The organism is Fibrobacter sp. UWB11, assembly GCF_900143015.1.
Lineage (GTDB): Bacteria > Fibrobacterota > Fibrobacteria > Fibrobacterales > Fibrobacteraceae > Fibrobacter.
Genome location: NZ_FSRT01000003.1, coordinates 185,846 through 200,626, shown reverse-complemented (window position 1 = coordinate 200,626; position 14,781 = coordinate 185,846). Strand labels below are relative to the sequence as shown.

Here is a 14,781-nt window from a genome sequence, read left to right as displayed (position 1 = left end):
GAAAAGCCCCTGATGTTTTAAACATCAGGGGTATTTCTTTCTCGAATCTATCGTTAAATCAATTTTTATCTATTTATATAATCCCTTGCTAAAGTAGCGGTCGCCACGGTCCGGTGCTACAAAGACGATGTTTCCGCGTGCGCCCGAAGCAATCAATTTTTTGGCAGCCGCAAAAGCCGCTCCCGATGAAGATCCTGCAATGATGCCTTCTTTTTTGGCGAGGTCGCGTGCACCGCCAAAAGCGTCGTCATCATTGATTTTTACAACTCTATCGACGAGGGACATGTCCATAGTGTCGGCGATAAAATCGTTTCCGATTCCTTCGATGTTATAATCGCCATGTTCGCCGCCGCCCATTGTGGAGCCTACGGGGTCTGCCAACACGCCTTGAATATTGGGATTACGTTCCTTGAGGTACTTGAGGATTCCCGAATATGTGCCGCCGCTCCCTGCGCCAGCGACTATATAATCGATATGTCCGTCAAGGTCCTTGTAAATCTCGGGGCCGGTCGTTTCGTAATGGGCGCGAGGATTTGCCATGTTATGGAATTGTCTGAGCGAAATGGAATCCGGGATTTGCTTGAGTAATTCTTCGGCTTTCTTTTCGGCTCCGAGCATGCCTTCTTCACGCGGGGTGTTGATGAGTTCTGCGCCTAGCGCACGCAAAAGCGTCTGCTTTTCTTGCGAGAACTTTGTTGGTACCACAAAGATTACGCGCACGTCGCGGTTGAGGGCGGCAAAGGCGATTCCGAGACCGGTGTTTCCTGCAGTAGCTTCGATAATCGTTCCACCTGGCTTGAGCGTTCCTTGTTCGAAAGCTTCTTCGACCATATAATAACCGGTACGGTCTTTCACGCTACCCGAAGGATTCCACAACTCAAGCTTCACAAACAAGTTTACACCTTCTGGAACTCCAACATGAGTAAGCTTAACAAGCGGTGTGTTTCCGATTAACGATTTCATGGATTCATAGTATTTCATAAAAAACCTCTTTTTAAAAGGCTTCGCCTAGCACGTCATTGCACAAAGTGCATGACTGCGTCGGCTCAACCATGCCAAAGAACAAGTTCTTTGTCGCGGTATTCGCCTAGCATGTCATTGCGAGCGTAGCGAAGCAATCTGTTTATGCCTTTGCTGCTTCAATAGCTGCGTTTACGTCCGAAATGATGTCATCCACTTTTTCGATGCCCACAGACAAGCGGATAAGTCCATCGGTAATACCGACTTTTTCGCGGATTTCCTTTGGAATGGATGCGTGGGTCATTGTGGCCGGATGGCATACGAGGCTTTCGACACCGCCCAAACTTTCGGCAAGTGACACTAGTTTGAGGGCCTTGAAGAATTTCTTGATGTCATAGTTTTCGCGGAGTTCGAATGAAATCATGGCGCCGCCGTTTTTGGCCTGCTTTTTGTTGATTTCATAACCTTGAGCTGTCGGGAGTCCCGGATAATAAACGTGCTTTACGGCTTCGTGCTTTTCGAGATAGCGGGCGATACTTTCAGCATTTTCGGTATGACGATCCAAGCGAACACCAAGAGTTTTGATGCCGCGAATCAAGAGGAAAGAATCGAAAGGTCCAAGTACTGCGCCTACTGCATTCTGATTGAATGCGAGACGTTCTGCAATTTCCTTGTTGTTGGTCACTGCAAGGCCAGCCACCACATCGCTATGGCCGCCCAAATACTTGGTTGCGGAATGTACCACAATGTCGGCGCCGAGTTCCAACGGACGCTGCAAATAAGGAGTCATGAATGTATTATCGACAATGGTCAAGATATTATGTTTCTTTGCAATTGCAGCAACGCCTGCCAAGTCCGTCACGGTCAAAAGCGGGTTGGCTGGGCTTTCAACGAAAAATGCCTTCACATCGGACGTAATCTTGGTTTCGAGCGTTTTTAAATCGGTGGTGTCTTCAATGGAGTACGTAATGCCGAGATTCTTGAATACTTTGTCAAGAACGCGGAAGGTTCCGCCATAGACGTTGCTCGAAATAATGATGCGGTCGCCTTGCTTGAAAAGTGAAAGAACAGTTGATGTTGCTGCCATGCCGCTCGCAAAAGCAAAGCCGGCAACACCGCCTTCGAGTTCCGCAATTAAAGCTTCCAACGCAGCGCGCGTCGGGTTTCCTGTGCGGGAATATTCCCAGCCCGTATTTTCTCCGAGGCCGTACTGCTTGTAGGTTGAAGTCTGGTAAATGGGAACGTTGACAGCTCCTGTTGTTTTGTCGCCATCAATGCCGCCGTGAATGAGTTTCGTTTCGATATAGTTGAAATTTGACATAAGATAATAATCTCCTGTGACGCTACTAAGTGATAGCGCCTTTGTTTTTTTTGAAATTTTTTGAATAAAAAAATCCCGCTACGGAACATAAAACCGAGCGGGAACCTGTTTAAAAGTATAGCCTAAAAACTAGATGCCCGTTCGACATCGACAACAGCAAGCAAAATTCAAGCTATTGAAATAAAAATTCATTTTTGTATCCTGTTTCTTTTGTAGGTTTTAATTTAGATAAAGCCTTTCGATTTGGCAAGAGATTTGTTTATACTATTTTTCTAAAGCTAGTGATAAAGTTTTTCTATAATCAACGCACTGCTGCGATGAGGCGCACGGAATCAAATGCTTTAAGGTCTCCTGTCAGAAAGTAACGTTGTTGTAATGCGCTTTCACCAAGAAATTCATCGACCTTAAAACCATTGCGTTCAAGTACTTCAAAAACTTCACGATCACGATAGCCTTCTGCCATTGTTTCACCGCAATCGGCAACGATTTTTTTCAATTGCAAAACGGAAGTAGAGAACGCTTCTTTTTGCAGGTAGTCGAATATAATTGAAATTCCTGTTGCTGCAATTTCCGAAAACTGACGAATTGTCTCGGCAAATACGGACAGCGGCAGATAATACGAGACGCCCAATATGCTGACGACAGTTGGCTTTTTGCGGTCAAAACCGTTTTCAACAAGCTTATCTACAATGCGATCCTTGCTAAAATCAACCGCAACAAAATGGACGTTCTTCGAAACATTCCACTGAAGCTCACGAATGCGTTTTTTCTTGTAGCTTTGCGTTGGTAGCAAATCTAATTCGAAAACTTCGACATTTGGATTTTTGTTGCGAAATGAGAACGTGTCTACACCTGCTCCGCAAATCACATATTGAATCGGCCCCGATTGGGCCAAAAGCTTCACGCGATCTTCTGCAAAGCGGCTTCGCGAAAGTACGATTGGGAGGAAATATTTTCGATTGAAATACTCAACCGAATTTTCCGATTCTTGCGAAAAACGTTTTAAGATAAAGTTCGAAACTTTATCGTATTCTTCTCGACCCATAAAGTCCAGGGCCAAGAAATCATTGAAAACGGTGTGGTCTGGCTGCGACGAATGCCAAGCACGAGCAAATGCGCACAATTTTGCTGTTAAACTTTCCATTGTTTTATTTCCTAAAATTTTTTGAGTTGCAGGCAAAAAAGCCTGTAAAAAAAGCCCGTGCAGGATATCCTTACACGGGCGAGAAAATCATTCAATACCGCAATAAGCGCCCGTCAACATCGGTCGCTAGAACAACAAAATCTTGCAAATTGAATACTCATTTAATTTCCTATTGAATTGGTAGGAATAAATATAAAACCAAACTTTTCTTCCGTCAAGTTGTTTTTAAAATTTTTTTTGAACTTTATAAAGTCTTATTTTGTAAACCCTTGATTCTTGAAAGTCGTTCAGCTAATTTCTTTCGGTATAAATTTATCTTGGCGATTGCTTCATCGATGGGGAGCGCAATATCAAAAGCACGCACGTTAAAGCGAGCCAATGATTGAATTGCCTGCGGGCCAAGCTGTTGGCAAAGAACGTAATCTAAATCAGCAAGATTTTTTGCGGCCGCAAACATAGACGAATGTTCAACCTCTTGCCTTCCACATGCTCCGTCTCCGCACGAACCATCGCAATGTTCTGGCTTTATGCGAACTTCAATCTTTTCAAATTTTCCGCTCACGTCATCGACTTCATAAATGTCAAAAGCTGCTGCATGTCCAAAATGGACATTGACGTTTATGCCATCATTTGTGGCAACTGCTACTTTGTATTTAGCCATGAGAGAATGTCTCCTTTACACGGATGCGGTCCATGTAGATTTGTGCACCAACATCGTAAACGCCGGGAACGCCAACGGCATCAGCGCGGCAATGCGCACAATGCTTGAACACGTTGATAAATACGCCTGCCTGTTCCTGTGCAATTGCGAGTCCCTTCGGAGTTGGTGCCGGAATGTCTTTGAAACCGTTCTGCGGAATCAACGGGATGATGTTATATATAATCGCACCGGCTTCGCGGACAGTTGCAGCGACATCTTCGATATGCTTGTCGTTGATTCCTGGGCAAAGAACTGTATTTACCTTGATAAGCGTGCCGCTCTTTGCAACTTTGCGGATCCCTTCGAGCTGGTTGTGAATCAGAATTTCAGCTGCTTCAACGCCCGTATAAGTTTTGCCGTGGTAGAAAATTCTCGCGTTGATCATAGCCTCGATTTCTGGGTCAACGGCATTCACCGTAACCGTCAGCGTGTCGATACCCACATCAATGACTTCGTCTGCTTTGTCGTTCAGCAAAAGCCCATTTGTGCTCATGCAACGAATCAACTGCGGAAATTCCTTTTTGACGAGGCGGAACGTATCCAGTGCAAACGGCGTTGCAAGCGTATCGCCAGGCCCTGCAATACCCACCGTGGTAAGCTCCGGCACGAATTCTAATGCTTTGCGAATGTATCCGCATGCTTCTTCGGGCTTAATGACTTTACTTGTATTTCCCGGGATTTGTGCGTCTTCGTTGATGCGGCGGTCGCAAAAACGGCATTCGATATTGCAGCCCGGAGCGACGGGCAAATGAATACGCCCTTTACGATTCTTACACGCACCAAAACAAGGGTGCTCTCTAAAAACGTTTTCTTGATCGATTGCCATAAAAACCTCACAAAGGCAAAGGATTCGTGTAAACACAAGACGTAAACGCCTTGCGCTAAACTAGCGGTAAATGCCGATTTAGTTTGTTGAAAAAGATGAACGGTTGCCTAACGTTCCGTAATGTGATTAATTCTTTTACTTCTCTGTCGAAGAAGTTCGGGCAAAATTTAAAAAGCGGTATAGCGAAAGACAATATGAAACAAGGGGCAAAAATCAAAAAAAATATTTTTTTGCGATGCGCAATAGATTTCCGCTGAATGGGGCTATAAAAAGTTTTTATAGCGATGCAAAAAAAAGAAAAATTGTGACGGAATGGGTTAAAAAAATATTGAAAAGGGTTGACTCAAATTCTAAACTTGTTCTCGCCTAGCGTTTCTAAGGGACAATCCTAAGGAGACAAAAATGTCAAAGAAATTACGTCAGATTGCTATTTATGGTAAAGGTGGCATCGGCAAATCTACTACGACACAGAACTTGACTGCAGGCCTTGTCGAACAAGGTAAACATGTTCTCGTTGTCGGTTGCGACCCCAAGGCGGACTCTACGCGACTCTTGCTCGGTGGCCTCCATCAGAAAACCGTGCTTGACACCATTCGCGATAATAAGACCGAAATTCAACTCTCTGACCTTGAAAAGGTCGGCTTCAAGGGCGTTCGCTGTGTGGAATCCGGTGGCCCGGAACCGGGCGTAGGTTGCGCAGGCCGCGGCATTATCACTTCCATCAGCATGCTCGAACAGCTCGGCGCATACACTGAAGATCTCGACTACGTATTCTACGATGTGCTCGGTGACGTTGTGTGCGGTGGCTTTGCTATGCCGATTCGCGAAGGCAAGGCCAAGGAAATCTACATCGTGGCTTCTGGCGAAATGATGGCCCTTTACGCTGCAAATAACATCTGTAAGGGTATCGCAAAGTATGCTGAACGTGGTGAAGTTCGCCTCGGCGGTATCATCTGCAATAGCCGTAACGTCGATAACGAACTTGATTTGCTCCGTGCGTTCACTAAGGAACTCAACACACAACTCATCCAGTATGTGCCGCGCAACAACATCGTGCAGCAGGCCGAAATTCGCAAGAAGACCGTGATTGATTTCGAACCGAACTGCAACCAGGCCAACGTTTACCGCGAACTTGCAAAGAATATCGACGAAAACGAACTCTTTACCATCCCGACTCCGATGACGCAGGACCGCTTGGAACAAATTCTCATCGACTACGGTATGATGGAAAAAGACTACTCCATTTAAAACTTTTTATTGCCAACTATCTCTAAAAAATCCTATCCAATCGGGTAGGATTTTTTTTACAAAAAAATGTGAACCAAATCTCCGAGAAAAGCGTGTTAAGAATATAGGAGGCTCAAAAGCTTCTAAAAAACGTAACACAATATTGACGGATATAAAATTATATCCTAAATTCGAAGGAGATTAAATGCCGACATTGCTTAAATAACATGCACAAAAGAGACATCGAAAGCGCTGAACTCGTGAAGGGCGGAATTTTGCTAACAGCAAAGGATGGGCGTACAGCCCTTTTGAAATTCCGTGATTCGGAACGACTTCGTTCTGCTAGTGCAGAACAGCGGGCTGCTTTCAGATTGTCTTTTGGTGGCTTGCACTGGGATGAAATAGACGAAGATCTCTCTTACGATAGCATTTTTGAACCGCAAGCACATCCGTTGCGTGGCTCGGCGAAATTTAAATCGCTTAATATGTCCGAAGTGGCAAGACGGCTAGGAATACAACAGTCGTTGATGGCTGCGTATATGAATGGTTCCAAAAAGCCGTCTGCTGAACGGGAAAAACTTATTCGTGAAGAAATCCGTAAAATTGGGCGAGAACTTTTGGAAATTTGATTCCTCTCACTTATCAATTATCGCGCTCGCGACCACGCCTTTGTTCGCGTATAGCACGAGCACTTGTCCCGGAGCAGATGCGAATTGTGGCTCATCAAACTGCACGCGGATTTTGCCGGCGGCAGTGTCCAAAGCAGTAATTCTAGCTGTTGCGCCTTTGTGACCGAGGCGAATGTGCGCTGTGAGCGGTTCTTTTAAAAGTGGGGACGTTTCCGAAACCATCAAGTTCAAGTCAACGCCTGAAACTTCGGTACAGCTCAATGCGCTGCGCGGTCCGAGAATTACCTGGTTGTGGTGTGCGTCAATCGCTACAACATAAAGCGGTTCTGCTTGCCCGCCGATGTTGAGCCCCTTGCGTTGTCCGATCGTGTAATGCACAATTCCCTTGTGCTTTCCAAGAATTTTGCCGTTCACATCGACAAAATCTCCAGGAACATTGTCGCTCTCGTCAAATAACACCGAGTAATCGCCGCATTCGATAAAGTCCTGGCTTTCGCGCTTTGTTGCAAAATCGTCCCAGCCGATTTCTTTGGCGAGCGCTTTTACTTCGGCTTTCTGCATTCCGCCTAGCGGAAAAATCACTGTCGAAAGTTGCTCTGCCGTAAGTCGTGACAAAAAGTACGTCTGATCTTTATGCTCGTCCAGCGCTTCGTACAAGAACGGAACATCTGGATTTAAAAAGTCGAGCCGCGCGTAATGCCCAGTCGCAAAATAATCGAATTCAATTCCCATTTTGCGGGCAGCATGCAACAGTGCTCCGAATTTGATGCTCTGATTGCAACGGACGCACGGATTCGGCGTTCGCCCTGCGCGGTATTCTGCACGAAAATAATCGAGAACCCGGTGCTTGTATTCTTCGGCGACCGGAACAACATAATGCGGAATCCCGAGACGCTCTGCGACAAGTTTAGCTTCTTCGATGTTCTTGTCTTCGCTAGGGCCATAGCAACCTTCGCGACCTTCGACCGCGGGCATTTTCACGGAGCCGTCCCACGTTGCCATCGTCATGCCGACAACTTCGTAACCTTGCTTTTTCAGTAAATACGCCGAAAGGGCGGAATCCACACCGCCCGACAATCCTACAGCGACACGCTTTTTCTGTGACATGTTAAAACCGTTCTTTTTATAATTGGCGATCCCGGCACAGGGCCGGGATGACAATGCATCGTATAAAACACAAATAAACGCTAGGGAGGCGAATGGAACCTTCTAGCGTTTTTCACTCAATAATGAATCATCTTAATGTTTTTTCCCGGTTTCTACTGCGAGGCGAATGGAACCGCGAAGCACTTACCGAACAAATTTTATCTAACACTTAGTCAGCAAAGAGCGGAGTGGAGAGGTAACGGTCGCCGCTATCCGGGAGGAGTGCGACAATCGTCTTGCCCTTGTTTTCCGGGCGCTTTGCAAGTTCGACTGCGGCGTGGAGGGCTGCACCAGAAGAGATACCGACGAGGATACCTTCAGCCTTGGCAATTGCCTTGCCAGCGGCGAATGCGTCTTCGTTCTTGACCGGGAGCACTTCGTCATAGACGGAGGTGTTCAAAGTATCCGGAACAAAGCCTGCGCCAATACCCTGGATCTTGTGCGGACCAGCCGTGCCCTTGGAAAGCACCGGAGAAGATTCCGGTTCAACTGCGACAACCTTCACATTCGGATTTTGGGACTTGAGGTATTCACCGACACCCGTGACCGTTCCACCAGTACCTACACCTGCGACGAAAATGTCAACCTTGCCATCCGTGTCTTCCCAAATTTCCGGACCCGTCGTTGCCTTGTGAGCGGCCGGGTTTGCCGGGTTCACGAACTGACCCGGGATAAAGCTGTTCGGAATTTCATTGGAAAGTTCCGTTGCACGAGCGATAGCGCCCTTCATGCCCTTAGCGCCTTCAGTGAGAACAATTTCTGCACCGTAAGCCTTGATGAGCTGGCGACGTTCGATACTCATGGTTTCCGGCATCACGATGATGATGCGGTAGCCGCGAGCTGCTGCGACGGAAGCGAGACCGATACCAGTGTTACCAGAAGTCGGTTCGATAATCACGGAACCCGGCTTAAGCTTGCCTGAAGCTTCGGCATCGTCAATCATTGCCTTAGCAATACGATCTTTGACAGATCCAGCCGGGTTGAAATATTCAAGCTTTGCCACAATCTTAGCCTGGAGATTGTTTTCCTTTTCGATGTGGGAAAGTTCGAGGAGCGGGGTATGACCGATAAGTTGGTCAGCAGATGCGTAAATTTTTGACATGGTAGAATCCTTTTGTTATTTATAATTAAATCTGGTCAAGAGCCTGTGCGAGGTCGTTGATGATGTCTTCGTAGTGTTCCGTACCGATAGAGAGACGGATCGTTGCAGGAGAGATACCAGCTTCGGCAAGTTCAGCCGGAGTGAGTTCGGAGTGGGTCGTTGTATACGGGTGAACAACGAGGCTCTTCACGTCGGCAACGTTAGCGAGCAAGCTGAAAATTTTGAGCCCGTCGATGAACTTGAAGGCTTCTGCCTGGCCGCCCTTCACATCGAATGTGAAGATGGAACCTGCACCGTTCGGGAAGTACTTCTGGTAGAGAGCGTGCTGCGGATGATCTGCAAAGCTCGGGTGGTTGACCTTAGCGACCTTCGGGTGCTTCGAGAGGAATTCGAGAACCTTCTTGGTGTTTTCCACATGACGGTCAAGGCGGAGCGAAAGCGTTTCAGTGCCCTGCAAGAGAAGGAATGCGTTGAACGGGGAAATTGCTGCACCTTCGTCACGGAGAAGGATAGCGCGGATGTAAACGATGTAAGCTGCAGCGCCAGCTGCTGCGGTGAAAGGCACACCGTAGCTCGGGTTCGTTTCGGTGAACTGCGGGAACTTGCCAGATGCAGCCCAATCAAACTTGCCACCGTCAACAATCACGCCGCCGAGAGTCGTACCGTGACCGCCGATGAACTTCGTTGCAGAATGCACGACGATATCAGCACCGTGTTCGAGCGGACGAATCAAGTACGGAGTACCGAAGGTGTTGTCGATCACGACCGGAATCTTGTTCTTGTGAGCGAGTTCGGAAATGGCTTCGATATCCGGGATGTCGGAGTTCGGGTTGCCGAGCGTTTCAATGAAGACGAGCTTCGTGTTAGCCTTGATGGCACCTTCGACTTCCTTGAGGTTGTGGATGTCAACGAAAGTCGTTTCAATGCCGAACTTGCTGAGCGTATGTTCCAGGAGGTTGTATGTACCGCCGTAGATGGAACGCTGAGCGACCACGTGATCACCCTTGCGGGCGAGAGCCGTGATGGCGTAAGTAAGAGCTGCTGCACCAGAAGCGACTGCGAGACCTGCGATACCGCCTTCGAGAGCAGCGATGCGCTTTTCAAAAACGTCCTGAGTGGTATTGGTGAGGCGGCCGTAAATGTTACCAGCATCCTTCAGGTGGAAACGGTCAGAAGCGTGCTGAGCGCTGTGGAACACGTAAGAGGTGGTCTGGTATATAGGAACTGCGCGGGAATCGGTTGCCGGGTCTGCCTGTTCCTGACCAACGTGGAGCTGAAGAGTTTCGAAATGGAGTTTGTTCTGAGTCGTCATAGTATTATAATTCCTTGTGCGCCTTTGCGCGAGATATCGCAATCGCCCGATCGTTTTGTTACTGTTGGCGTCGGGCGACGCGATTGTTAATAGGTTTGCTCAAATCTGAGCGTTAAATTTTGGCGGTATTAGGCCCGCTTGCCTTCGGCTAGATTACACATTCGACATCGCATAGCGAAATCCTCCAGGCTTTTCCCTTTCGGGGTGCCTCGTTCGTTTGACGGGTTTAATTTAAAAACTTAAACCTACTACTCCAATAGGAAAGTAGGGAGAATTATAAAAATTTTTAAGAAAATTGCTGTTCTTATAGCTTTTTACTATAGCAAGACGGTGATTTTAGTAATAACGAGCCCTTTTTAGGCTGAAAATGCTTGATTTTTGCCTAGAATACGTGCAAAAAAGCAGCTCTGCTCACATTGTCACCCCGGACTAGTTCCGGGGTCGCCTATTTTGGGGGCTTTGTCATTCCCGCCTTCGAGCGGGAATCCCCTTTACTTTTCGTACTTTTCTACCAGCTTTTTCGCTGTCTCTCGAATCATCCGCTTCAGTTCTTCCGGCTGTTTGACCGTCGCGATGTTCCCGTAATACATAACCCATTGCTTGAGCAAATCGTTCACTTCGACTTTCATCGTCACACGTAAATCGTTTTTGCGTTCTTCGATATGCATGGATTGATGGTAAGGATGCTCCTTGAGCGTGTTCAAAATTTGCTTTTCAAATAAAATGACGACTTCTTCGGACTTTGGAGATTGCTCGCCCAACAAGAGAGCTCCCGCACGAATCCTTGCTCGTAGAGCTTCCAGCACTTTGGCGTCTTCGATGAACTGTTCTTGCGTGAGTTTTACGGATTCAACTCGGCAAAGTTTTAACGTGTAAGTTGCACCTGCGTGGCTCTGCGATGTGCAACCGACATAGATGTCCCCTTGATGCATCACAATCATTAGCGGAATACGAACTTTGTCTGTGAAATTTCCCCAGTTATCTGTGTAGCGTACTTGAACTTTTCTATGCTCGCAAATGGCTCGCAGGAATGTATATAAATTTTTTGCTGACGCTTCGTCAAACCCAGGCGCAGAACCCATAAAGAGAATGCGGTTGTTCAATGCTGATGAAAGTTGCGAAAGAGTGTCCTGCGATTTTTTGGGGAGACTCCCGCTAATCTGTGTTGTCAAGTTGTTGACAAGCGAAGCCGATGCCGGATAAATGTTTGCAACACGCTTCAAGAAAACCAAATGTAATAACGTATCGCTGAACTCGGGAAAAACAAGCTTGTCTGCCTTAGGAACATTTGCTTGGTAGTAAACCTTTCCGAATTCTGTATAACGTTCGATGTAGTCTCCAGGAATATTGATGAGTGCCTGCATGTCGCGCTGCACGCTTCGCAATTCACTTGCGGGAATATCCAAATGCTGCATGATGTCCGTAACGCTATAATGATTGTTATAGTGTGCCATCAGGTACACAAAAATTCGCACCATGCGTTCACCGCGTCCAAGATTTTCCATAAGACCTCCGTCCTTGTCATGCCGGACTGGAGCTTGCCCCGGACATGTTCCGGGGTTCCGGCATCGCCATCTCGTTTTTGCATGTCATTCCCGCCTCCGAGCGGGAATCTCCTTTTTTTAATATATATAAATCACGCGACATCTATTGTCGTGCGACAATACTATATTTCTTTCCATGTCCACGTTCACCAAGTACATCCAAAATGAAGAACACTATTCCGAAGTGATTTCCTGTATCGCGACAGTCCGTGAAACGCTCTGGATCGGCACCGCTGACATCAAGGACGTTTACGTGAAGCAAAACGGCGAATCGATTCCGCTGCTCGGACAACTTGCAGGACTCCTCAAGCGCGGCGTGGGTGTGCGACTGATTCACGCGAAGGAACCCGGCCCGAACTTCCGCGAAGATTTCGACCGCTATAAGATTCTCGCGACCGACCTCGAACGCGTCATGTGTCCGAGAGTCCATTTCAAGATGATGATTTTCGATCTAGAAACCGCCTACATCGGCTCTGCAAACTTGACAGGCGCTGGCATTGGCATGAAAAGCTCGCTCCGTCGCAACTTCGAAGCGGGAATCCTCACGAATGACCCGCAAATCGTCGAACCCGCTATAGAACAATTTGACACGCTTTGGATGGGCGCCTACTGCGAAAAATGCGGTCGTCAAGAATTCTGCAGCGATCGAATCAAGTAGATGAATTGTCATTCCCGCCTCTGAGCGGGAATCTCCTTTATGCTCGTATCAACGACATTAATTGTCGTGCGCTGAATCTACATTTTTGATAGTCAGAAAATTTTTTAGAGGAACGAGCTGAAAAAAACGAAATTTTAGAAAAATAGCGTATATTTAAAGATTATACGGTGGTTATCTCTTTAACAATCAGAGGGGGGATGTATGTTTGTCACTACTTATGATGCAAAATTTCAATCTATTCCTTTCTATAAAACGCACCCATATATGGTGCCATTTGTGGGGTGTAACTATGAATCGCCTGAGCATAAGAAACTTTTGCTTGTGGGAGAGAGCCATTATTTACACCAAAATTCAACAATTCATCGTAATATTGAAGGGTGGTATGCTGGAGTGGAAGGTATTACAGATGACGAATGTGAATGCTGTAATACAAGACATTCTTCAGAAAGGGGTTATGGTAAATTTAAGGCTCCAATTGAAGCGGCTTTGAGAAATTTTTTCCCTTCAGGATTTGATGAAATTGCGGCGTATAATTATTTTTTGCGACCGGCGGACGAAAGTACCTCTTTTCGTGATATATGCGAGGAAAAAGATTGTGAACTAGCTGTATTGAATTTTCATAATGTTCTTGAAATTCTATCGCCGGATTTAGTTGCATTTTTTGGTGTTCTTGCTTTTGATTCTGCAGAGGAAGATTATAAAACATATATGGGGGAAAATTTGTGGGATTATACAGAAAGAAAAGGTATAAATTATTTACCGTTTAATCATCCATCAAGAAGTAGTGAATGGAATGGACCACTACGTCGTGGCAAAATGTATGGTCAAAAGAATAGTCTTGTTTTCCTTAATTTTTTGCGTGAAAATTGGATTCTTGAAAAATAGAAATTGAATTTTTTCTCTTTTCTCGTACGACATTAATTGTCGTGCGCTGAATCTACATTCTTGATAGTCTGTTACAATCATATTTAATGACAAAAGGATTTACTTATGGAAAAAGACGAAAAACAGCTGGCAGAATTTAATAAACTTCTTGACGAGTTTAAGGAGAAGTGTCCACCTAAACCGGTGTATGAACCGACTTACTTGGAACTTTGTGAGTATCCCTGGAAACGATTAGAAGAAATATGTTCGAGATTGTTTGCTTTTTTCTTCGATACTAGAAATCCGCATGGGTTTGGAACTCTTTTCTTCGATACTCTTCTTGAGGTCTATCAAGAAAAGTATTCTGCGGCAATAGAGGTGCTTGATAAGAAAAACATTTTGTATACTCAAAGCGTTTGCGCTGAAACAGAAAAATGTACTGAAAAGGGAAATCGTATGGATTTGCTCTTAACAGCAGATTGCTTAAAAGTATGCGTAGAGAATAAAATTGATGCGTTTCCAAATAATGACTTTGACGATTATTATAATAGTGCGAAAAAAGAAAGTGAACTTTTTAATTTACATACTGTGTGCATTCTTTTGGCTTTGTGTGAAAAGGCTGAATATGAAAATGTAAATCCTAATTTTAAAACGATTTATTATAGAGAATTTCTAGAAAAGTTAAAACAAAATTTAAACGATTATTTGAATCATTGTAATTCAAAATATCTTTCTTATTTAAACGATTTTATCCATTTTTTAGAACGAAAGGGAGGCTATATGTCAGAACTGTCTGAAAAAGAGCGAAATTTCTTTATAGATAAAGATAAGGAATTGGGAGAATTGCTCGAACGTCGAGAAAAATTTTTGTCGGAGCAAAAAAAATTGCTTGAAAAGCGGATTGAAAATATTCAATCGAGCTTGAACCAAAAGGAACACGATTCTTTAAGTGGAGATTGGTGGAATGGTGGCTTGTATCTAGGTGGTCATTTTAAGAAAGGTGATAAACAATATGAATTGGGAATTGAAGCTGGATTTACTAGTCTTGTAGAAAACAGGTTTAATATCTCTGTATCTATCTGGAAATGGGATAATCAAAAGAATAGGATTAATTTATATCGTCCAAAACTTAAAGATACATTTGAAATATTGAAGGACGATAAAACTAGTGGGAAATGGTATGTAGTTGTAAAAGAATTAGATGCTTGTGATGATGGAAAAATTGTAAGTGAACTATGCGATGTGTATAAAAAGGTTGAAAATATTGTAAATGACGCAGTGAACCAAACATAAATTTTAAACCTTTTTAACTTTTCTTCTCGCACGACATCAATTGTCGTGCGTTTCT

The 14,781-nt window shown here is 45.2% G+C and carries 14 protein-coding genes; 5 read left to right on the top strand and 9 right to left on the bottom strand.

Features of this window, described 5'->3' with window-relative positions:
- Nucleotides 1-69 precede the first annotated feature (69 nt).
- The 5 genes from BUQ91_RS13030 to BUQ91_RS13010 form a co-directional block, all read right to left on the bottom strand.
- Nucleotides 70-981 (bottom strand): PLP-dependent cysteine synthase family protein, encoded by a 912-nt coding sequence (locus BUQ91_RS13030; RefSeq protein ID WP_074209584.1) that lies wholly within the window; start codon nucleotides 979-981, stop codon nucleotides 70-72.
- Nucleotides 982-1,123: 142 nt separating this feature from the next.
- Nucleotides 1,124-2,281, bottom strand: a complete 1,158-nt coding sequence (locus tag BUQ91_RS13025) for a trans-sulfuration enzyme family protein (protein WP_074209583.1) — start codon at nucleotides 2,279-2,281, stop codon at nucleotides 1,124-1,126.
- Nucleotides 2,282-2,582: 301 nt separating this feature from the next.
- Entirely contained in the window at nucleotides 2,583-3,425 is an 843-nt protein-coding gene (locus tag BUQ91_RS13020; protein WP_074209582.1) for a class I SAM-dependent methyltransferase, read from the bottom strand.
- 244 nt (nucleotides 3,426-3,669) lie between these two features.
- Complete coding sequence (locus tag BUQ91_RS13015; protein ID WP_074209581.1) at nucleotides 3,670-4,086, bottom strand: NifB/NifX family molybdenum-iron cluster-binding protein; 417 nt, start codon at nucleotides 4,084-4,086, stop codon at nucleotides 3,670-3,672.
- Nucleotides 4,079-4,951 (bottom strand): radical SAM protein, encoded by an 873-nt coding sequence (locus BUQ91_RS13010; RefSeq protein ID WP_072829430.1) that lies wholly within the window; start codon nucleotides 4,949-4,951, stop codon nucleotides 4,079-4,081. The genes BUQ91_RS13015 and BUQ91_RS13010 overlap by 8 nt, the downstream gene beginning before the upstream one ends.
- Before the next feature lie 402 nt (nucleotides 4,952-5,353).
- Between BUQ91_RS13010 and nifH the strand changes: the two genes are divergently transcribed.
- Nucleotides 5,354-6,199 (top strand): nitrogenase iron protein, encoded by an 846-nt coding sequence (gene nifH / locus BUQ91_RS13005; RefSeq protein ID WP_014545810.1) that lies wholly within the window; start codon nucleotides 5,354-5,356, stop codon nucleotides 6,197-6,199.
- 206 nt (nucleotides 6,200-6,405) lie between these two features.
- Nucleotides 6,406-6,807 carry a DUF2442 domain-containing protein gene (locus BUQ91_RS13000; RefSeq protein WP_074209580.1) on the top strand — a complete coding sequence of 134 codons (402 nt, stop codon included), beginning with the start codon at nucleotides 6,406-6,408 and terminating at the stop codon, nucleotides 6,805-6,807.
- 6 nt (nucleotides 6,808-6,813) lie between these two features.
- On the opposite strand, the gene mnmA is transcribed toward BUQ91_RS13000, so the two are convergent.
- The 4 genes from mnmA to BUQ91_RS12980 all read right to left on the bottom strand — a co-directional run bounded on the left by mnmA (nucleotide 6,814) and on the right by BUQ91_RS12980 (nucleotide 11,872).
- Nucleotides 6,814-7,914, bottom strand: coding sequence for a tRNA 2-thiouridine(34) synthase MnmA (gene mnmA, locus BUQ91_RS12995; protein WP_074209579.1), 1,101 nt, complete (start codon nucleotides 7,912-7,914; stop codon nucleotides 6,814-6,816).
- Nucleotides 7,915-8,122: 208 nt separating this feature from the next.
- Nucleotides 8,123-9,055, bottom strand: a complete 933-nt coding sequence (cysK, locus tag BUQ91_RS12990) for a cysteine synthase A (RefSeq protein WP_072829426.1) — start codon at nucleotides 9,053-9,055, stop codon at nucleotides 8,123-8,125.
- 25 nt (nucleotides 9,056-9,080) lie between these two features.
- Complete coding sequence (locus tag BUQ91_RS12985; RefSeq protein WP_074209578.1) at nucleotides 9,081-10,367, bottom strand: O-acetylhomoserine aminocarboxypropyltransferase/cysteine synthase family protein; 1,287 nt, start codon at nucleotides 10,365-10,367, stop codon at nucleotides 9,081-9,083.
- A gap of 491 nt (nucleotides 10,368-10,858) precedes the next feature.
- The gene (locus tag BUQ91_RS12980) at nucleotides 10,859-11,872 is read right to left on the bottom strand and encodes a helix-turn-helix transcriptional regulator (protein ID WP_074209577.1); all 1,014 of its coding nucleotides are present in this window, start codon (nucleotides 11,870-11,872) and stop codon (nucleotides 10,859-10,861) included.
- 175 nt (nucleotides 11,873-12,047) lie between these two features.
- On the opposite strand from BUQ91_RS12980, the gene BUQ91_RS12975 reads away from it, so the two are divergent.
- The 3 genes from BUQ91_RS12975 to BUQ91_RS12965 all read left to right on the top strand — a co-directional run bounded on the left by BUQ91_RS12975 (nucleotide 12,048) and on the right by BUQ91_RS12965 (nucleotide 14,726).
- The gene (locus BUQ91_RS12975; protein ID WP_074209576.1) at nucleotides 12,048-12,569 is read left to right on the top strand and encodes a phospholipase D-like domain-containing protein; all 522 of its coding nucleotides are present in this window, start codon (nucleotides 12,048-12,050) and stop codon (nucleotides 12,567-12,569) included.
- A 201-nt stretch (nucleotides 12,570-12,770) separates the two neighbouring features.
- Nucleotides 12,771-13,454, top strand: a complete 684-nt coding sequence (locus tag BUQ91_RS12970; RefSeq protein ID WP_074209575.1) for a hypothetical protein — start codon at nucleotides 12,771-12,773, stop codon at nucleotides 13,452-13,454.
- A 105-nt stretch (nucleotides 13,455-13,559) separates the two neighbouring features.
- Nucleotides 13,560-14,726 (top strand): PD-(D/E)XK nuclease family protein, encoded by a 1,167-nt coding sequence (locus tag BUQ91_RS12965; protein WP_074209574.1) that lies wholly within the window; start codon nucleotides 13,560-13,562, stop codon nucleotides 14,724-14,726.
- Nucleotides 14,727-14,781: the final 55 nt, after the last annotated feature.